The following is a 19505-nucleotide window of genomic DNA, read 5'->3' as shown; positions in this document are numbered from 1 at the left end:
AAGGACGTGCTTACGGGACCTCGTTCGAGAACCCCATGTAAAAGGATTCGGGCCGCTCGTTGTTGGTCAGATCAATGCGGACATAAACCTGCGTGGGCGAGGCGATGTCGTAGCTATAAATTGTATCGAGGTACCCCCGAGCGAACAGTTGTCCCTGCTTGTTCCGATTCACCTCCTCGATTCGCGAGTGCGGAGTGATCTCGCTCCCATCTACGCAGAGCCGGCCCTGGAAGGTGCTGCGTGGAAGATACCTGGGGGCTTCGAGGGGGCCGCTGTCCGGTGGATTCAGTTGCACGGCGATGCTTCGGAGTACGGTGCTCGACGTCAGCGCGGTCGAATAGATACCGAGCTGGTCCCACACGTAGACATCATCGGCGACCTCGACCTTGCGCGAGTGCGGACCGAGGAGCTGGACCCAGTCCTCCAGAGAACCGGGCAACGGGAGCACACGACCGTTGTATTGGATGCTCGTGCCCGAGATCAGCAGGGTACAGGCTCGCGGGGGCGAAACCGGGGAGTCCTTCGAGCCATCACAAGTGCAGGCGGGTCCGCCCGCCCCCGCCCACAGAGTCACCACGAGCCAGAAGAACCAGGAAGGCTTCATGCCCACCCTTGCGCCCTCTCCAAGGTGCCGCGCACTTGAGCCAGCAACTCCTCGGGTTCGCCGTACTTTTCGTGATGAGCACGAAGCTTCGCTTGGGCGTGCTCAAACTCCGTGAATTGACGGTTGATGATGGCGGCCTTCTGGAGGAGCTGGAGCTGCTTGGGGTTCGCCTTGGCCCATTGGAGGGTTGGCTTGAGGATCCACGCTCGACCGTCCTTGGCCGTGTTTTGGATGTCCTCTGGATGAACCAGGTACTTGAGCGCTTCCCGAATGACATCGTCCCGATTCCGCTGCTTCTTCCAGACCTCGATCATGACGCACCCCACATCCCGTACCGCCCCCATCGCCAGCGTGGCCGCCAGGAGATGCAGGGGGTGGTCGTCATGATCCTTGGCGAGCTGACTATGCGTCGGATGGAGAAAGGCGGGGTTCTTCAGGAACTCCTGCTGCGACTTCGTCACACTCGTTGCGTGATTCTTGGCCCGGGACGAGAGGATTGAATTGGGCAGCGCGGAAAGAAGCTTCGAAACATCATCGAGTGCCTTGCCGAGCCTGGGGTTCTCCCGTGAGAACTCCTCCATGAACGTCAAGTACCTCTCGTACATCCTCACGTACTTGGGATCGAGTTCTTCAGGGGGAATGTCCTTGGCGAGGATGAGCAGGATCTTCGCGGAGGTGGAACGTTCTCCCGCTACGTACTTCTTGCCCGCTTTCGCCGTCAGATTCTCGTTGAGGACATAGGCCAGGCTGACCTGGATGTCATTCGAGCCGAACTTGCCCGTAACAAGGGGGTACCTCGGCGTGGGCACCGGAAACTTCCGATGGGCCCAGGGATAGACATCGCCATAACCCAGCTTGATGAGCAGCAATTCCACGAAGTTGCTGTGGGCGTAGAAGTCCTCGAGTGTATGCAGCGCATGCCCGAGGCGGCGTAATCCCTCGGGCGTATTGCCAATGGAAGCGGCTGCGCACAGCTCCTGCTCGATGTAAGCGGAGGAGGTGGCCCAACTGCCTTTGCGATTGGCGATGTAGTTGAGCATGCCCGTGGCCTTATCGATGTCGACTTCGGCTTCCGTACACTTCTTGCGGAAGTCCTTGTCATCACCCGACTTGTCCTCGATGCCATGCGGATTGTCGATGTGCTCCTCGGGCCGGTACACACCAAGCTTTTGCGGCGTGACCGCGAACATGGGCACATTTCCGAACTCTTCGCGCGCCAGGACGTCCAGGACACGTGTCAGCGCGTCGCGAGTGAAGCCCTCGGAGATGTTTTTGCTTCCGGCGGGACGGATCAGCGCTGGATCGATGGCTTGCGAGTAGTCCCGGAGCCAGTTTCCAAAGTAGATCTGACGCCGCTGCTCCCGGGAGGGGAAAGAACTCTCCAGAGCGTCTTCGATGGACTCGTGACCGAAGGACTTTCCAGCCTTTCCATGCCCGCGCCCAGCCCCGAAGAACTGAACTGGACCCGCCTTCGCGTCATCAGCGCGATCCTGCTCGCTCGTGTGCCGCCGCAGGGCTCTCTTGAAGGAAGCGGTATCGGTGCTCAACCGATGGGTTCGACCGGCGCGGGTGTAGGTGGCGAAGGGGGTGGTGGGCGTTGGCGCCTGCCATTGGGTATAGAGCGTGAACGCCAGCTCAGTCCCTTCATCGCGTGGCCCATCACCCCCCTGTCGCGAGAACCCGGTGCGCAGCAGGTTGTCCACATGGTGGCCGAACTCCTCGACGAGGGCGACGAGCAACGTCGCAGCCTTGGACTTATCCCTTTCCGCCAGGGACACCAACTGGCGGTCCACCATGATGACCCGCCGAGCGTTGTCGTAACCGGCCTCATGGCCCATGAGACCCGAGGTCACCAGCTCGACCCTCGGCAGCTCCAACGTCTTGTCCAGCAGCGACCTACGCAGAGTCTGGTAGGCGGCCGTCGGCAGGTCCGAGCCAAAAACAACGCGCAGCTTCGACAGGAAGGACGTTTCGGGCCAACGCGCGGCAACGGCGCATAGAGCCTTGAAGGCAGCGTCGCTCTCCAACCGCTCCTCGGGAGTTGCGCCCGGCCCCACATGGCCTGAATGGTCCGGCCCTCGGGTTTGCCCGCCACGGGTCAACCGCGGCTCCGCGTTGCTCATCATCTGTCCCCCCATGTGTCCAAAGATGCGCACCTGAGAACGCGCACTGCCAGGGTACTGAGTTTAGCAGAGGATGTTCGAGCAAGCATCGCGCGCTCGCGCACCGGGAAGAGGCCGAGCAGCAGCGATGAGCCCGTCACCACCACCCAGCTCGGCCATCATGTACGCGATGCCGGTAATCGGGAGAGCCCGGCACAGCCTCACCGCCTCGCCTGGCGGAGGGTGTTCGCGCATCTCAAGTGCCCCCCGGAGCACCCGGAGGCGGGGTTGACTCCGCGTGGCCCTCCTCTCGCCCCGGGGTGGGAGTCGGTCCGCCGAGCCAGCCGGGTCCCGGCGATTGAAACCCGATTTCGCCGCATGGTAGGACCCCGGTAAGCGCCCGCTCCCCACCGAACATCATGGAATCTCCCGGAGGTCGACGACCTCGCCAGCGGTTGGTTCGAATCATCGCAGGTGCGCTCCTGGTTCTCGTGGCGCTCCCCGCGGTGGTGCTGGTCACGGCGGTGGCCACGCTGCACAACCTCGACCACCCCTGGCTGAAACAGCGCATCGTCTCCAGCGCGGAAGCGGCCACGGGCCTTCAGCTGGACTACCAGGCCGCCCAGGTCGCCGTGCTCTCCGGTCTGCGGCTGGAAGGGCTGGTGGTACGTACCCCGCCGCCGTTCCAAGGCGTCGCGCCCGAGCTGCTGCGCGTCGGCACGTTGGAGGCGCAATGGTCGCCCGGCTCCCTGCTGAGCGGGCCCACCCGGGTCGAGCGGGTGGCGGTGCGGGACGTGGCCTTTGTCCTGGTGGCCGACGATGCGGGTCCCACGTCCCTCTCTGGCTTGACGAGCCCGGAAGCCCCCGCGACACCGCCCGTGGAAGCACCACTCGGAGCCTCTCAGCAACTCGCCGCCCTCCTCGCTTCCGCGCCTCCCGTCGGGAAGGTCGAAGTGTCGGGCGTGTCCTTGGGTTACGTCCGTGTCCGGAACGGTGAAGTGCTCGAGCGCTGGTCCTTGCGTGGGCTCGCGGCCGAAGTCGAGGCCAGGCACCAGGACGGTGGCTGGAAGCTCTTCGCGAAGACAGGCCAGACCGGGACGCCTCTTCCCCTGGAGTTGAGCCGTGAAGGCCCGGCCATTCCGCCGGCCCAGGCGTTGCTGGAGCTGAGCCTCTCGGCGGAGGCTGGGGCATCGGCCGCTCATGCGCGGGTGGACCTCGATGTCACGCGGCAGACCTTCGATCCGCGGATCTCCATCCGCCCCCTGCTGCACGGCACGGTCTCCGCGAAGTTCGATGGCGAGAAGCGGCACATCGCCCTCGAGTTGGACCGTACCCAGCTGACCGACAGCGCCGAAGTGCAGGCCCGATTGGTGCTTCCGGATGCGGCGGATGTTCCGCCCGTCCTGACGCGGGCCCTGGTGGAGATCGATCTCGGACAACTGCTGCAACGGCTCCCCGCCGAATGGCGTCCGTTCTCGCTCGAGCGTGGCAAGGTGCATCTGGATGCCCAGGAGGTCACGCTCAGCGCCATGCCGCAGCTGGGAACCCAGGGCAGACTCGGGCTGGAGGTCGACGTCGCGGCGCTCCAGCTCGCTCGAGACGGGCTTCGGGTGGCACTCGGCGGTGGACGCGTCTCCCTGGTGGCGACCCCGGATCCCCAGAAGGGACTGGCCGCTCGACTCACCTTCGGGCTCCAGGGGCTCGAGGTCGGAGGGCCCACCGCGCTGCGTGTTCCGAAGGCCTCTGGCGAACTGAAGGGCCACCAGCTACGGCCAGACCCCTCCTCGCCCATCCGGGTCGCGGGGGACGCGGCCCTGTCCGGAATGGTGGAGGCCTTGGACGTCCGTGCCTCCGGGCTCCGTGCGACCGCTCAACGTCTGGGATTCCAGCTCCATGCGCCCCTGACGGGAGAGCCGCCCTTCGCACTGAAAGCGGACCTGCCCGTGGAGGCACTCCAGGTGGTCACGGCGGATGGACGCGAGGTGCTGAAGGGTCCCGTGCACGTGAAGCTCGGCGTGTCGGAGGCATTCCCCCGGTTGGACGAGCCGCGGCTGAGCCGGGCCCGCGCCCGTTTGGAGCTCGACGTCGGCACGATGCACGCGTCGGTGGATGCCACCAAGGGAACCGACACGGTGGCGTACACCCTGGCCGTCCAGACGCCGGACCTCGCCGCCGCCCGGCCCTTCATCCCCGAGCCGGTCGCCGCACGCCTCCCCTGGAAGCACCTGGCCGTGGACCTGACGTCCACGGGCACACTGGCGGCGCTCTTCTCCTCCTCGCCTCGGGTGGAGCACCGCACGGAGCTGCGCCTGCAGCGGCCGGGATGGGACGACGTGTCGGCCAGCAACGTCGCCGTCGTGATGCGCTCGCGAGGAGATGCCTGGCGGCACAAGGGCGACCTGGATCTTCGAATCGAAGGGCTGCGCCTGGGTGGGAACGAGGCGGGTCCCCAGCACCAGACCCTGACGCTGGAGCTAGATCGCCGGAAGCCGTCGCTCCGGCTGGGGCTCACCAGCCAGGCGGGGCTGAAGCTCGCACTCGATGCCGCACTGGCGTTCGACCGGAAGACCCGCGCGCTTCGCTGTGATGTCACCGGTGCCATTCCGCCCCTCGGTGCGCTGACACCGCTCCTGGCCAGGGCCGGGGTGCCCAAGGAACTGGAGCCCTCGCGGCTCGAGCTGAACGTCGACCTGCATGGCACGTTGCTCGGCGTGCTCACGGACATCGCCGCCGACGGCACCCCGAGCCTGAACCCCAACCCGGCACGGACCGCCCACTTCGAGGGAAAGGCGGTGGTGGACGCGCGCGGCATCCGTTGGAGGGAGGATGCCCGGTCGATCAACCTCCCCGCGCTGAATTGGCGGGTCGAGTCGCGCGCCGAAGGGCCACGGCGAAGCGTCCACAGCAATCTCACGGTGGAAAAGCTCAACGTGAGCCTGAGCGATCGCCGGCTGTCCTTCGCCGAGGTGTCCAGCGACACCACCGCCACCTTCACCGAGAAGTGGGAAGCGGGCGAGCTCGGGCTGAAACAACGCTTGAAGGTCGGAGCCCTCGAGCAGAAGCCGGCGCTGCCCTACCCGGTCCAGGCGCTGGAATGGTCGTTCTCCGCCCGCCGTGAGCCCAATGGCCTCATCCACATCCCCGACCTGCAACTGACCCATGCGGGGACGAGTACCCAGCTGAACGCCGCGGGCCGGCTCGAGCTCGGCGAAGACCGGCGCCGGCTGGCGGTCCAGGGAGAGCTGAAGCAGGACCTGTCCAAGCTCGCGCGGCCCGGCTTCCTCGAGAGCAGCGGCAACGTCACGCTCGATTTCCGGGTGGCCTCGCCCAACCTGGTGGTCTTCCGGACCCTCTCCAACGTGCTCCTCCAGGACGTGAACCTGCGGTTGCCCGAATCGGGGGTCACCCTCGAAGCGCTCGATGGCAACGTGCCGCTGACCGAGAACGTGGAGCTCATCGACGGCCAGGTGAAGCTGCTGGACGACATCGACGTGAACCCGTACTCGATGCTTCGTTTCGCCGACCAGCACCCCTTGCTCTCGCGCAGTGGATTCATCTCGGTGGGCAGCATCACCACGCCGCTCATCTCCATCTCGCCCCTGGCCGGAAACCTGTCCGTCAACCAGCACCTGTTCTCCTTGAGCCAGTTGGAGATGGGCGTCCGCGGTGGACGCATCACCGGCCAGTGCGTGTTGGACTGGCGGGGAAAACACTCCACCCTGGAGGCACGCGTGCGGGCCACCGGCGTGAAATCCTCCCGGGGCGAGCCCTTTGACGGGAATGCCGCGGTGGTCATCTCCGGCAAGGATCGCAGTGTCAACGGACGCGCGGAGATCCTGCGCATTGGCAATCGCCACCTGCTCGATCTGCTCGACCTCGAGGATCCGCACCACACGGATCCCGCCACCAACCGCGTCCGCTATGCCTTGAGCGTGGGCTACCCGGAACACGTGCGGGTGAGCTTCAACCAGGGCTTCGGCCGCATCCGCATCACCATGGGCGGTCTGGCCCGGTTTCTCAGCATCGACGAGATCCGCGGCATTCCCATGGGCCCCATCTTCGACCGAGCCATCGAATCCCTGTCCCCTCCGGAGGCCACGCCATGAAATGCCGCGGGTTGCTGCTGCTCGCCGCCCTCGCCCTTCCCGGGTGCATCCGCGCTCCAGAGATCGTCATGGTCGATCGCGCGACGGCACTCGAGGAACAGGCCTCGGGCTCGTTCAAGGACGTGGAGCGGCGTCTCGCTCGCGCGGGCATGAGCCCGACACCGGTGCCGTTCACGCCCAACCAACTGGAGGATCTCGGCATCCAACCCACGCCGTTGGTCGAGAACCTCGGCAGGACGCAGGCGGACCGCGTCGACGAATTGCTGCGGCGTCACTGTGTGGGTGAAGGAAAGGACGGGTTGCTGGTGAACACCCGGCGCCAATGCCAGGCCGGGCGCATGACGGCCGACGACGTGGCCCTGGTGGAACGGGTGAACCAGGCCCGGCTGCACCTGTGGCAGTGGATGCGGACGGTCAGGCCCGATGTGACCGAGGAGGCGGTACGCCGGAGCTGGCAACAGGTGCACGCGAAGGGGGTCATCTGCGGCGGCTGGGTGGAAGCCGATGACGGCACCTGGGGAGAAAAGAAGTGCTGACGCCCCGTGTCCGGTACTTCCTGGTCCTCGCCGTTCTCATGCTCATGGTGGGCAGCGCCTGGGCGCAGGACGATGAGAACGACGGAGGCCTGCGCACGCTCTCACGGCTCACCGTGGGCATGGGAGATCAATTCCTGGGGCAGTTGGCGCCCGATGGGAACACGCTGATCTTCGTGTCCAACCGCAACATCGCGACCGAAATCTACATCCAGGATGTGGAACAGGGCCGCGAGCGCCGCCTCTTCGACGAAGGCGCGGACGTGACCTGGCCGAGGATCAGCCCCGACGGCAAACACCTGCTCTACATTTCGTTCCGGAACCAGGCCAGCGGCCAGCTGTGCGTGCGGAAGCTGCCGGGTGGAGAAGACCGCCGCTGCCTCGAGGAGGAAACCAGCGCGCTGCAGGCGGAGTGGATGGATGCCTCGCATGTCGCGCTGGTGAGCCGGGCGACCATCCAGGGAGATCTGAGGTTGTCGCGGGTGACGATGGGGCGCGAGTTGAGCGCGAGTCCCCTGATCGAGCGCAACCTGACCAGTCCCACCCTCTCACCGGATGGGCGCTGGCTGGTGTACGTCCCGGTCGAACGCTCCGTGCGGCAGGTGGGGCCCGGTTTCGCCGCGCGCGCCTCGCCCCATCTCGAAGCCCTCCGGCTGGATCGCCCCGGCGCCACCCCCATCCCGATGGCGCTCGATCTCCCGGGCAAGACCGGACAGCCGGTGTTCGCACTCGATGGGCGCTCCCTGTACGTGGTGCAGTTCTTCACCGACTCCAATGAGGACGGGGTGATCGACGCCAGCGACAAGGGCGTGCTGTTCCGGGTGCCCTTCGCCGCCGAGCGCGACGACGCGCCCGAGCTGGCCGCCGCCTCCAGTCCGGACCAACTCACCAGTGAGACCTGGAGCTGCGAGTACCCGGCGCCCGCGGCCACGTCACTCATCGCGACCTGTTCGCGAGATCAATCGCTGGATGTGTATCAACTGCCGCTGGATGGACAGGTTCCCAGCAACTGGGACGTTCCTCGTCTCAACGAGGAATTGAAGATGGTGGGCAGGCGCGCCGATCTCCTCCTGCTCTATCGCCAGCGGCTGTTGCGCGAGGACCGGCCCAAACTCCGCCGTCTGCTGATGATGCGCCTGAGCCGGCTCCACCTGGCCTTCGAGGAGTTCGATGCGGCGGACTTCTATGCCCGCCACATGAGTTCGGTGGACGACCCCGCGACCGCGGGACTGTCGGAGCCGCTGCAGCTCCTCATCGCGCACCGGCGAGCCCTGAAGGAGCGCGAACATGGGCGCATGGCCGGTGAGCTGGAGGAGACCGAACGGCAACGCATGGCCTCGTTGAATCCCTCCGCCGCGCCCAGCCCGCCCTCTACCGTCTTCCAACACGTGGTGCGCAGCGAGCTGGCGGAGGCCGCCGGAGACTTCACACTGGCGCGTCAGGAGCTGGAAGCCGCCCAGGTGACCGACACCACGCCGCGTGGAGTGCTGGAAGCCTGGTACGAACGAGCGGACTCGCTGTACCGCACGCTCGACGAGCGGGATGCCCTGGTCGAAGCCGGCCGCCAGCTCTCCATGAACAAGGTGTTTCGTGAGGACGACCAGCTCGACTTCGCTCGCGCCGCCGTCCGAGCCATGTACCGGGGACGCCCCTACGACGAGGCGGATGCCGCCATGGCCCAGGCACTCGCCTCGGCCCCCGCCGGCTCGGCCTATGCGTTCGCCCTGGAGCTGGGCCGGCACATCAATGCGTTGCACGAGGAGCGTCCCCCTCGCGCCGTCCGGGACGCCTTGCTCGCGTTCTACCGGCAGCAGAAGGATCCCCTTCGCCGGCGAGTCCTGGTGCAAGACGCCGTCGAGCGCGCGGCGGGCCTGGGCGCCGACGGTGTGATGGAGGCGTTGGCGACGGTCTACGTGGACGACACCCCACCCGGTACCGAGATACGCCGCCAGGCCGACCGGTTGTTCCGCCGCGCGATGATGGGCCGCGCCTACCGCCGGTTGGGGAGGCAGCGCCTGGACGAGGCCCGTGCCGACTTCGATCTCGTGACCCAGCGGACGGGCTCGCTGGAAAGCGCCATCGAGTCCATGAACCTGCGTCTGCGTGCCGGCGTCAGTCCCGAGGTGGTGGAAAAGGAAGTCACCACCACCTCCCCGAAGATGGCCAAACCGCTCGCGCACTTCGTGAAGGCCTACCTGACAGCGCGCCAGTTGCCCAAGCTGGAGGACGACCGCGCTCACGCCAATGCGGTGGCGGCCGCCGTGAAGGAGCTGCGCGCCTCATGGCCGGAGCTCAAGAACCAGCGCGCGGTGCATGCCCTGTCGGGAGCCATTCATCACGAGGACTTCCTCCGCGGCCGCGCGCCCGCCGCCGCCGAGCGCGCCAACCGGCACTACCTGATCGCCCTGGACCTGGTGCGCAACAACGTCCGCTACCGGGCGATGATCCTCGGAGCGTTGGGGCAGTTGCACACGCAGGTGGGCAACTTCCACATCGCCCTGGGCTACCTCGAGCAGCGCGACAAGTTGCCCTACGTGGACAACGCGGCGGGGCTGGCGGTGTCCCTTGCCCGGGCCCGGGCGCTCCTGCATGTCGGCCGCGAGAACGAGGCTGCACAGGCGGCGGATCAAGCCCTGGCCATGGCGGACGCCGCACCGAAGCTGGCCAGGTTCGTCCCCCTGGCCATGGATCGCGCGGCGCTCTACAACCTCGCCGCGGGCCGGTTCGAGCGTGCGTTGGCGCTCTATGATCGTGAATTGCCCGCCGTGGAAGCGAGCCCCAGCGATGCGGCGGGTCTGCGCAACCGGCTGGTGGTGCGGCTGGCCCGCTGCGCCGCGGCATTGGGGGCGGGTCAGCCCCAGCGGGCATTGGAGGATCTGGACAAGGTGGATCGCGACCTGGCCACCCCGGCCGTGCAGGCCACGCTGAAGTGGGCCCACTCCACCCCCCAGCACGTTCAGCGCTCCTATCGCATCATCGCCGCGGGACTGCGCGCCAATGCGGAGATCCGGCTCGGGAACCTGGATACCGCCGCCCAGGCACTCGAACAACGGCGCGCGCTGTTCCTGGAGCAGTTCGCCGAAACGGAGCGCGATGAGGACCTCCGCTCGGTGACGCTGGCGGAGATGCGGCTGGCCGAGAATGCCGTGGATCGCCGGGACACGGCGCGGGCGGCTCGCTGGTTGGGCAGTGCGCTCGAGCACGCGGATTCCCTGATCGCTCGCACCCACGCCCCGGTCGATGCCGGCCAGTTGGATGTGCTCTGGTTCGCGGCACAGTTGCACGCGGATGGAACCACGCGGGTGCCTTTCGACGTGCCCAAGCGTCTGGGTCAGGCGCAACGCTCCCTCATCAACCAGGGAGATCCTTCCTGGCGCGCCTATCTGGCGTGGTTCGAGATCTATCTGGCGCTCAGTGCACACCCGCCCGCCGAGGAGGTCCGGGACGCACTGCTGATACCCGCGCAGCAATAGCTGGCCGGCGGCCGTGACTTCTCCAGGGGCTTGGGGTCCAATCCGCGCCCCATGCACACGCTCTCGCTCCGTGAAGACCGCTTCCTGGAAGTGCTCCGGCGTCTCATCGCCCTGACGCCGAGGTTGCAGAACAACCCGGGCGCGGGGCTGGTGCCCGAGGAGCGGCTCGCCGCGCAGGTGGTGCTGGAGACGCTGGCGCCGCACATCCAGAGCGGCTTCATCCAGGCCGAATCGCTAGCGGCCGCGGGCAAGGAGTCGCGGCCCAGTCTGGTGCTCACCGTGAAGGGCACGGGAGAGGGCGCGCTCGGCTTCGTGGGCGCGCACTTCGACGTCGTCCCCGCGGACGAGAAGGGCGAGGGCTGGGAGCGAAACCCCTTCGCGCTGTGGGAGGGTCCCGGTGGCGTCCTCTACGGGCGCGGCGTCACCGACTGTCTGGGCCACGTGGCGGTGCTGACGGATCTGCTGGCACAGCTCGCCGAGCAAGGGGTGCGCCCGCGCCGGACCCTCCAGGTGGTGCTCATCTCCAACGAGGAGGCCTCGGAGCTGCCGGGCCTGGGCCTGGGCTACGTGGCCGAGCAGGGGCGGTTGAAGGGACTCGTGGGCCAACCGGTGTATTGGCTGGACAGCGCCAACTTCGGCCCCACGCTGGGCACGGGTGGCATCTCGCAGTGGGAGTTGAAGGTATCGGGAGTGGGCGGACACTCGGGGATGCCGCAGAACTGCGTCAACGCGCTGGAGCTGTCCATGGCCGCATCGCTGGAGCTGGCCCGCTGGTTCCACGCGCGTTTCCCTCCCACGGAGGACGAGAAGAAGTACGGCTTCCTCTCCTCGTCCAGCCTCAAGGCCACCGTGGTGGAGGGCGCAAACACCAAGGAGACGAAGATTCCCTCCGACGTCACCGTGCGCGGGGACCTCCGCCTCACGCCCTTCTATGACTTGAGGACCGTGCGCGAGGAGGTGACCGGCTTCATGCGCGAGCTGGATGCCCGCCTCGAACGCGACGAGGTCATCCCTGGTTTCCCGCGCACCCGCACGGCGGCGGGCAAGCGTGGCTCACTCGATTTCCGTTTCCAGGGGGGTGGCATGGAAGGCATCGCCTGCCGCTTGGACTCGCCGGGGCTCCAGGCGCTGAAGGAGGCGATGCAGGCGGTGCGCGGCGTGGCGCCCACGCCCTTCTCGCTCACCGGCTCGCTGCCACTGGTGAAGGACCTGCAACGCCAGGGTTGCGACGTGCAGATCACCGGCTTCGGGGAGATGGCGTACTACCACGCGCCCAACGAGCAGGCCCGGCTGGAGGACTTCCGCCAGGGCTTCTCCATCCTCCGCGAGCTGCTCGTGCGGCTGTGAGCCTCTGTCAGAGGCCCGGGATGCGCCGCTGCATGCGCAGCAGGCAATAGGCCGAGAGCGTCGCGGAGTCCTTGATGTGGCCACCCTGGACGAGTGCCTCGAACTCCGGGATGGGCACCTTCTTGCAGACGAGGTCGGACTCCTCGGGGGTGAGCGTCTGGGGCCCCGGGGTGAGCTCCTCGGCCAGGAAGACGTGCATGCCCTGGTTCGAGTAGCCGTAGGCGATGAAGAGGTGGCCCAGGTACGTCATCCTCCCCGCCACGAGCCCGGTCTCTTCCTTCAACTCGCCCGCGGCCACGGTCTCGGGCGAGGCGTCCGCCTGGGTCTCCCAGGAGCCCATGGGGAACTCCAGGTAGCGCCCCTGGACCGGGTAGCGGTACTGCTCCACGAGGTAGAACGCCCCCTGCTCATGGGGGATGACGATGGAGAAGTCCGGCTTGAGGACGACGCCGTAGATGCCTGTCGAGCCGTCCTGCCGCTGGATGGAGTCCTCCCGGACCGTCATCCACTGGTTCCGGTACACGTCGCGGGAAGAAAGGGTCCGGATGGTCATGGGTTCCGCTCACGTGTCCCGGGTCGATTCGAACTGCTCGAGGGCCCACACCTGGAACTCGTGCCGGAGCCGCTTCCTGGCCTCGGCCAGGGGAAGCCACTCGAGCGAGTGGTCCACCTCGTGAGCCTCCTGCGTCTTGGGCCCCAGGCGCGCGACGAAGAACTGGCCCACCTTGTTCAGGAAGAGCTCCTCGTGACGGGCCACGAGGAACTGCGCGGCATGGCCGAGCTCGCGCACCACCTGCACCTCGTGCCCCGTCTCCTCGCGCACCTCGCGAGCCAACGCGGTGAGCGCATCCTCATGGGGATCGATTCCGCCGCCGGGGAGGAAGTAGCCCTGGGGAACGCGAATCAGCGCCACTTCACCCCGCTCATTGACGATGACGGCATAGGCGCCGGGCCGTTCGATATAGACCCTGCCCGGGACCCTCTTACCGAACTGGTGGATGGACGTTCTCGAGCCAGGGGGACGCACACCTCCTCCATAGCATGGACGGCCGCGACGGCGGCCGAGGCTCACGGTAACGTCGCCACGCATGCGTCCTCTTGTCCGTGTCCTGCTGCTCGCCGTGGGGTGCTCGGTGATGCTGGCCACTTCGATGGCCCAGCCCTATTCCCCCGCCTACTTCACCTACCCCGTCCAGCTGCCCGGTGGAGGCGCCGAGCTGCTCGAGTTCTTCATCCGGAGCGACTCGGGGAAACGCTTCGCCACCCACACGTACGCGCGGAGCTGGTCGCGCTCGGGCCGGGTGGTGGGCATCCTCTCGCCCACCGAGCTACCGCCCGAGGCGCTCACCCGGCTCTCCCCGAGTGCCTCGTATGTGGTGGGCGAGCAGTTGGAAGGGCTCGGCACGGTCGCCTTCGTGCTCTTCGCGCCGCAGGAGTTGCTCTTCGACGACAAGGATCGGGCCCAGCCGTCCCTGCTGCCCGGGCCCGGGACGGGATTCCTCACGCTGTACGCGCCGGATGGGCCGGTGGACGTGGAGCTCGGCTTTGGCGTGGGCGCCATGCAGTACCGGTGTGACTGCCGCGTCGAGGCCGATATGCGGAGCCTGTACCGTTGGCCCGAGCGTCCTCCGGGGGGCACCGCTGGTGACGGCGGCCACTGAGACAGCGGATACACGGCCCGCGCTCTTCACCCGCGTGCCGCCGGTGGCCGCCATGGTGCTGGTGGCGCTCAACGACCACGTGCTCAAGGGCGCGGGGCCGCTGCCCGGCTGGCTCACCGGGAAGCTGTCCGACTTCGCGGGCCTCTACTTCGCGCCGCTGCTCGTCGCGGAGCTGTGGATGCTCGTGAGGCCGAGCCCGCTGGCCTCCGTCACCGTGCGCCGGGTGGCGTGGGCCGCGCTGGGCTTCGGTGTCCTCTTCACCGCCATCAAGACGTTTCCCCCGGCCGACCGGTTGTACGAAGCGGTGCTCACCGCATTGCTGCGGCGTCCGGCGAACAACACCGTGGACCCGACGGACCTCGTCGCCCTGGTGATGCTGGGCGTGGCCGTGTGGGATGCCCGACGCCTGATGCAACGCGGCAGGCCCGGATAAGGGGCTCGCCGGGCGAAGCGCGCGGGAGCCCGTTAGGCATGGGCACTGTGCTGGACTCCGATGCCTCACCCGTCCGTCTCGCCCTGGTCGCCGAGGACCCGCTCGCCCGGGGTGCGCTCTCCCGCGCTCTCTCCGAGCAGGCGGGAGACATCGCAGTCATCGCCTCGGGCACCCTGGCGGAGGTGGAGTCCTCGCGCGCCGGGGACGCGCCCGATGTGGTGCTGTGGGATGTGGGCCTGCACCCCGCCGAGGTGGGTGGACGGATGGAGGCCCCCGAGCTCGGTGCCCCCGTGCTCGCGCTCGTCCCGGATGAATCCGCGGGAGAGGGTGCGCTCTCGGCGGGTGCGAGGGGGCTGCTCTTCCGGGACGTGGCTCCCGCTCCGTTGTTGGCCGCGCTCCGGGCCGTGGCCCGAGGGCTCTCCGTGTTCGACCCGGCCCTGTCCGCGCTGCGGGCCACTCCACGGGCCGGCGCCTCGGCCTCGGCCCCCGAGGGATTGACGCCCCGGGAGAGAGAGGTGCTCGCGCTGCTCGCCGAGGGGTTGTCCAACAAGGCCATCGCCGAGCGGCTCGATATCAGCGAGCACACCGCCAAGTTCCATGTGAACGCGGTGCTCGCCAAGCTCGGTGTGCAGCGGCGGACGGAAGCCGTGGTGCGGGCGGCGAGAATGGGGCTCGTGACGCTCTGACCCTCACCCCAACCCTGGTCCAACGGGTGAGGGGGACTAGCCATTCGGGTAGGTCGGGAGCTGTCCCTCTCGCCGATGTGCCGCGCGGGCGTGCCTTTTAGCTTTTACAGCGAAAGGAATCGCTCATGTCCGCCGACCTCGCCGCCCTGTCCCAATCCCTCTCTTCCATCGTCGAGCGCTTCGCGCCTGGCATCGTCCGCGTCGAGGCCCGCCGCCGCCACGGCGCCACCGGCATCGTCTGGAGCGCCGAGGGCCACATCGTCACCACCCACCACGCCATCGAGCACGAGGGCTCCATCACCGTGGGCCTCGCCGATGGCCGCACCGTCTCCGCCGAGCTCATCGGCCGCGACCCATCCACGGATGTCGCCCTCCTCAAGGCGGACCTCCCCGGCCTCACGCCCCTGGTGCCCGCCCCACTCGAGGGCCTCAAGGTCGGCCACCTCGTGCTCGCCCTCGGCCGACCCGGGCGCACCGCGCGCGCCACGCTCGGCATCGTCAGCGCCCTGGGTGACAGCTGGCGCACCTTCGCTGGAGGCCGCATCGACCGCTATCTCGAGACCGACGCGGACCTGCCTCCCGGCTTCTCGGGTGGTGCGCTCGTGGATGCGCAGGGCCGCTTCCTGGGCCTGCTCACGGCGGCCCTGTCTCGCACCGCCGCTGTCGTCATTCCCGGGGAGACGCTGGGCCGCGTTGCCCAGGCCCTCCAGCAGCACGGAGGCATCCGCCGGGGCTACCTCGGCGTGGGCGCCCACCCCGTCCGGCTGCCCAAGCACCTCGCGGAGCGCGCGGGCAGCGAGGGTGGGCTCATCTTCCTCTCCGTCGAGCCCGGGGGCCCCGCGGACCAGGCGGGCCTGGTGATGGGCGACGTGCTGGTGAGCCTCGGGGGCCAGCCGCTGCACAGCATCGAGGAGCTGCTCGGCTACCTCGGTGACGAGAAGGTGGGCACGCAGGTGCAGGCGAAGGTGCTGCGTGCCGGTGAAGTGCGTGAAGTGTCCCTCACCATCGGGAGGCGGTCTTGATTCTCCAGCAATTCTCCGACGAGCTCGAGTCGCTCGTCTCCAAGGCGGCGCCCGCGGTGGTGGCCGTACAGCACCCGCGGGGCCATGGCACGGGGCTCTTCCTCACTCCGGACGGCTATGTCCTCACCAACCGGCACGTGGTGCGCGGCCGGGGCAAGCTCAAGCTCGAGCTGCACGACGGAAGCGAGGTGCGCGCCGAGCTGGTGGGAGGGGACGGTCCCACGGACCTGGCGGTGGTGCGCGCCGAGGGGGGCGCGAAGTTCCCCACGCTGCCGCTGGCGGACCCTCATGACGTGCGCGTGGGGCAACTGGTGATGGCCATCGGCAATCCCTTCCGCCTGGAGCAGTCGGTGTCGATGGGCGTGGTGAGCGCCATCAACCGCACCCTGCCACTGCCCGACGGGGTGATTCTCGAGGGCCTGTTGCAGACGGACGCGGCCATCAACCCGGGCAACTCGGGCGGGCCGCTGCTCAACATGCGCGGGCAGGTGGTGGGCCTCAACACGCTGGTGCTGCCCTACGCGCAGGGCATCGGCTTCGCGGTGAGCGCCACCACGGCGGCCTGGGTGGCCAGTCTGCTCATCCAGCGGGGCAAGGTGGAGCGGCGCTTCCTCGGCATCGCGGCCACCGCCATCAACCTCCCGCCCCAGAGCGCGCAGGAGGCGGGCCAGCCGCGCGCGGTGCGCGTCATGAAGGTGGGCGAGGGCTCTCCCGCGGACAACGCGGGCCTCGAGGCGGACGACCTGCTGCTCGGCATCGACGAGCGGCCCGTCACCAGCGTGGACGACGTCCAGCGCCTGCTGGCACTCGCGCCCGAGCCCGAGGTACGCCTGGAGGTGTTGCGCAAGGGAAGGCGCCGCACCCTGCGCGCCCGCACCGCATCTCCAGAGCACAGCAAGGCGGCGTGAGTCCCACGGGAGCGAGTGACCGCATGGCTGCCTCCCTGCCCCCTGGCATGAGACCTCGGGGTCCCCAACTTCCCAACTCCAACCATTGGAGGAGTGAATGACACGGACCCTATTCGCTGGTGCGGCGGTGCTCACCCTATGGGCCGGGAGTGCTCTGGCGCAGGACCGGAAGGAATCCAGCGCGGACATGCGTGGGCTGAGCGTGCTGGTCGGTGGTGGTGTGGAGGGCTACACCAACCAGCTCGGACAGGACATCGATCCCGGTGTCGCCTATGGGGCGACGCTCGTCCTCAAGCCCACCAAGGTGTTGGGACTCGAGCTGGGTTACTCCGGCGCGGCGAACGAGCTCGATAGCGGGGTTCCCCTGGCGAGGACGAGCGGCCCGGACGTGTTGCGCAATGGAGGCCAGGCCGTGGCCACCGTGGGCCTCACCGCCGCACCGATCCAGCCCTACCTGCTCGCCGGAGTCGGCCTCAGCCGCTACAACGTCCGCAGTTCCGCGCTGGCCTTCCAGGATGACACCGTGGGCAACGTCCCGGTGGGTGCCGGGCTGCGCGTGCACGTCGGCAACTTCACCGCGGACGCGCGCCTCAACTACAACCTCCTCTTCGACCAGGAATTCGCCCTGAACGTCCCCTCGTCGGACATCAACCTGCCGGGGGACGAGACCTTCAGCAGCGGTGGCCGCTACACGGGCACCCTCAACTTCGGCGCCACCTGGTAATCACCCACCGCTGAACCGGGCCACCCACCTCACGCGCGGGCCTCGCCGCCATACACCGGCAGGCTCACGCGGAAGGTGGTGCCCTGGCCCGGCTCGCTCTCGACGGAGATGTCTCCGCCGTGCGCGGAGATGATGCTCTTGCACACCGACAGCCCCAGCCCGCTGCCCTCGCCCGCGGGCTTGGTGGTGAAGAAGGGCTCGAAGACGCGCTCCAGCTTGTCCTTCGGGATGCCGCTGCCCGTGTCGTGCACCTCCACCGTGACGCGATGGGTGCCGTCCACCCGGGCGGAGAGCTTGATTTCATTGCGCTCCACCGCGCCCGGGCCAATCGCGTGCGCCGCGTTGATGAGCAGGTTGAGGAACACCTGGCACAGGCGCGCGCTGTTGCCATGCACCGGCGGCACGTTCTCCACCGCCTGCACCAGCCGGGCGCGGCCGCGAATCTCGTGCGCCGCCATCTTCGCCGCGCTGCGCACCACCTTCACCAGGTCCACCGGGCCCATCTCCCGGTCATCCGGGTGGGACAGCATCCGGAGGTCCCGGACGATGAGGCGCACCCGCTCGGCACCCTCGCGCGCATCCGCGAGTGCCTCCAGCAGCTCCCGCCGTTCCACCGGCGTGGGCGCCGCCTCCATCTCCGTCACCACCTGCTGCGCGTAGTTGAGGTTGCTGAGCACGAAGGCCAGCGGGTTGTTCAGCTCATGCCCCACCCCCGCCGCCAGCTGGCCCACGGTGGCGAGCCGGTCCGCGAAGAGCAACTGGGACTGGGCCGCCTGCAACTGCTGGAGGCTGTCGGTGAGCCGGGCATTGGACTGCTCCAGCTCGGCGGTGCGCTGCCGCACGGTCTGCTCCAACAGCGCGTTGTAGCGCTCCCGCTCCTGCGCCGCGGCCCGGAGCTGGGTGGCCATGCGGTTGATGGCCCGGGCCATCAAGTCATACTCGTCACGCTCGCCCTTCACCGGCAGCTCGGTGTCCAGGTCTCCCTCGCCCATGCGTTGCGCGCGCTCCAGCAGCGTCCCCAACGCGCGGCGCATGTTCAGGTAGATGATGGACGCCATCGACAGCACGAGCACCAGGGCCACCAGCGGCACGGCCACGCCCACCACCCGGCCAATCCCGAGTGACTGCTGGCCCCGGCGTTTGTGCTCGTCCAGGTCCGCGCGCGACTGGTCCCAGGCCCCCTTCAGATGCGGCGCCACCTTCTCGCCAAAGGCCTGGAGCGACTCATGCACCAGCGTGGCCGCCTCCCCTCCCCCGGGCGCCAGCCGCACCCGCTCCTCCGAGCCCCGCAGCCAGCGTTGGAGTGCCCGCTGGAGCTGCTCGATGCGCGCGAGCTCCCCCTCCATCGGCCCTCCTCCCTCGTGCTCCTCCCGCACCAGCTCCTCCAGGCGCTCGAACCCCGCCGCGAAGCGCTTCTCCTGCGCCTCGAGCACCGCCTGGGTGTCGCCCCCCGTCTCCCGCGTGTGCAGCAGCGTGGACAGGTAGCCGAAGGACTCGTCCGTCATCCGGCCATAGATTTCCGTCTGCGACTGGATGGCGAGCATCTGCGCCAGGCCCCGCTCTCCCCGGCTCGCCGTGACGAACAGCACACCGCCCACCAGCGCGACGAGTCCCACCGCCACCGCAGCGAAGAGCAGCACCCGGCTGCGCAATGTCATCTCGATTGGCTTCATCCAGGAACTCAGGACCAACTGTCTAGCACTGGAATCTCCCCCAGGCCCGTCCGCGCGCCGGAACCACGGGGGGTGGAATGTTCTCCGCTCCTGGAGTATCCCCGCCACCCGGATGAGCGCCCAGCCCCCCCTGAGGTGCCATCCCCGGACCCCCGCACAAAACGGCCCCGCTGGCTGTGAACGGCTTCACACCCCCGCAGTGAGTCGATTCACAGCCCTGGACCCCCCCGGGC

15 protein-coding genes are annotated in these 19505 nt (G+C 68.2%); 10 read left to right on the top strand and 5 right to left on the bottom strand.

Annotated elements, in window-relative coordinates; translation table 11 throughout:
• Positions 1-10 precede the first annotated feature (10 nt).
• A complete protein-coding gene (locus BO221_RS39685) occupies positions 11-604 on the bottom strand; it encodes a hypothetical protein (protein ID WP_143195953.1) in 594 nt (197 codons plus the stop codon).
• Positions 601-2730, bottom strand: coding sequence for an HET-C-related protein (locus tag BO221_RS39680; protein ID WP_158079995.1), 2130 nt, complete (start codon positions 2728-2730; stop codon positions 601-603). The genes BO221_RS39685 and BO221_RS39680 overlap by 4 nt, the downstream gene beginning before the upstream one ends.
• A 395-nt stretch (positions 2731-3125) precedes the next feature.
• On the opposite strand from BO221_RS39680, the gene BO221_RS39675 reads away from it, so the two are divergent.
• Genes BO221_RS39675 through BO221_RS39660 form a run of 4 tightly spaced genes read left to right on the top strand, consistent with a single transcriptional unit; the run spans position 3126 to position 12165 of the window.
• Entirely contained in the window at positions 3126-6812 is a 3687-nt protein-coding gene (locus BO221_RS39675) for a hypothetical protein (protein WP_073566120.1), read from the top strand.
• Positions 6809-7348 (top strand): DUF1318 domain-containing protein, encoded by a 540-nt coding sequence (locus BO221_RS39670; RefSeq protein WP_073566119.1) that lies wholly within the window; start codon positions 6809-6811, stop codon positions 7346-7348. Before BO221_RS39675 ends, BO221_RS39670 begins: the two co-directional genes overlap by 4 nt.
• A complete protein-coding gene (locus tag BO221_RS39665; RefSeq protein ID WP_073566118.1) occupies positions 7342-10818 on the top strand; it encodes a PD40 domain-containing protein in 3477 nt (1158 codons plus the stop codon). The genes BO221_RS39670 and BO221_RS39665 overlap by 7 nt, the downstream gene beginning before the upstream one ends.
• 51 nt (positions 10819-10869) lie before the next feature.
• Positions 10870-12165 (top strand): M20/M25/M40 family metallo-hydrolase, encoded by a 1296-nt coding sequence (locus tag BO221_RS39660; protein WP_073566117.1) that lies wholly within the window; start codon positions 10870-10872, stop codon positions 12163-12165.
• A gap of 7 nt (positions 12166-12172) precedes the next feature.
• Here the strand turns inward: BO221_RS39660 and BO221_RS39655 are convergent, their stop codons facing one another.
• Together BO221_RS39655 and BO221_RS39650 are read right to left on the bottom strand one after the other, a co-directional pair.
• A complete protein-coding gene (locus BO221_RS39655; protein WP_073566116.1) occupies positions 12173-12718 on the bottom strand; it encodes an NUDIX hydrolase in 546 nt (181 codons plus the stop codon).
• A gap of 9 nt (positions 12719-12727) precedes the next feature.
• On the bottom strand, positions 12728-13192 hold the full coding sequence (locus BO221_RS39650) for an NUDIX domain-containing protein (RefSeq protein ID WP_073566115.1): 465 nt from the start codon (positions 13190-13192) through the stop codon (positions 12728-12730).
• Between the two features lie 61 nt (positions 13193-13253).
• Between BO221_RS39650 and BO221_RS39645 the strand changes: the two genes are divergently transcribed.
• The 6 genes from BO221_RS39645 to BO221_RS39620 all read left to right on the top strand — a co-directional run bounded on the left by BO221_RS39645 (position 13254) and on the right by BO221_RS39620 (position 17599).
• Positions 13254-13826: a hypothetical protein gene (locus BO221_RS39645; RefSeq protein WP_073566114.1), complete on the top strand. Its 573-nt coding sequence runs from the start codon at positions 13254-13256 to the stop codon at positions 13824-13826.
• Positions 13810-14259 (top strand): hypothetical protein, encoded by a 450-nt coding sequence (locus BO221_RS39640; RefSeq protein ID WP_233166467.1) that lies wholly within the window; start codon positions 13810-13812, stop codon positions 14257-14259. The genes BO221_RS39645 and BO221_RS39640 overlap by 17 nt, the downstream gene beginning before the upstream one ends.
• A 47-nt stretch (positions 14260-14306) precedes the next feature.
• Positions 14307-14945, top strand: a complete 639-nt coding sequence (locus BO221_RS39635; RefSeq protein ID WP_083682210.1) for a response regulator transcription factor — start codon at positions 14307-14309, stop codon at positions 14943-14945.
• Positions 14946-15070: 125 nt separating this feature from the next.
• The gene (locus BO221_RS39630) at positions 15071-15967 is read left to right on the top strand and encodes a S1C family serine protease (protein ID WP_073566112.1); all 897 of its coding nucleotides are present in this window, start codon (positions 15071-15073) and stop codon (positions 15965-15967) included.
• Entirely contained in the window at positions 15964-16875 is a 912-nt protein-coding gene (locus BO221_RS39625; protein WP_073566111.1) for a S1C family serine protease, read from the top strand. The genes BO221_RS39630 and BO221_RS39625 overlap by 4 nt, the downstream gene beginning before the upstream one ends.
• Before the next feature lie 97 nt (positions 16876-16972).
• Positions 16973-17599 (top strand): outer membrane beta-barrel protein, encoded by a 627-nt coding sequence (locus BO221_RS39620; protein ID WP_073566110.1) that lies wholly within the window; start codon positions 16973-16975, stop codon positions 17597-17599.
• A gap of 29 nt (positions 17600-17628) precedes the next feature.
• Here BO221_RS39620 and BO221_RS56700 read toward each other — a convergent pair whose 3' ends face one another.
• Positions 17629-19272 (bottom strand): ATP-binding protein, encoded by a 1644-nt coding sequence (locus tag BO221_RS56700; protein WP_233166466.1) that lies wholly within the window; start codon positions 19270-19272, stop codon positions 17629-17631.
• Positions 19273-19505: the final 233 nt, after the last annotated feature.

It is taken from the genome of Archangium sp. Cb G35 (genome assembly GCF_001896145.1).
GTDB classification, from domain to species: Bacteria; Myxococcota; Myxococcia; order Myxococcales; family Myxococcaceae; genus Archangium; species Archangium violaceum.
The sequence above is the reverse complement of the archived record's forward strand: the minus strand, read 5'-3'. Positions and strand labels throughout refer to the sequence as shown.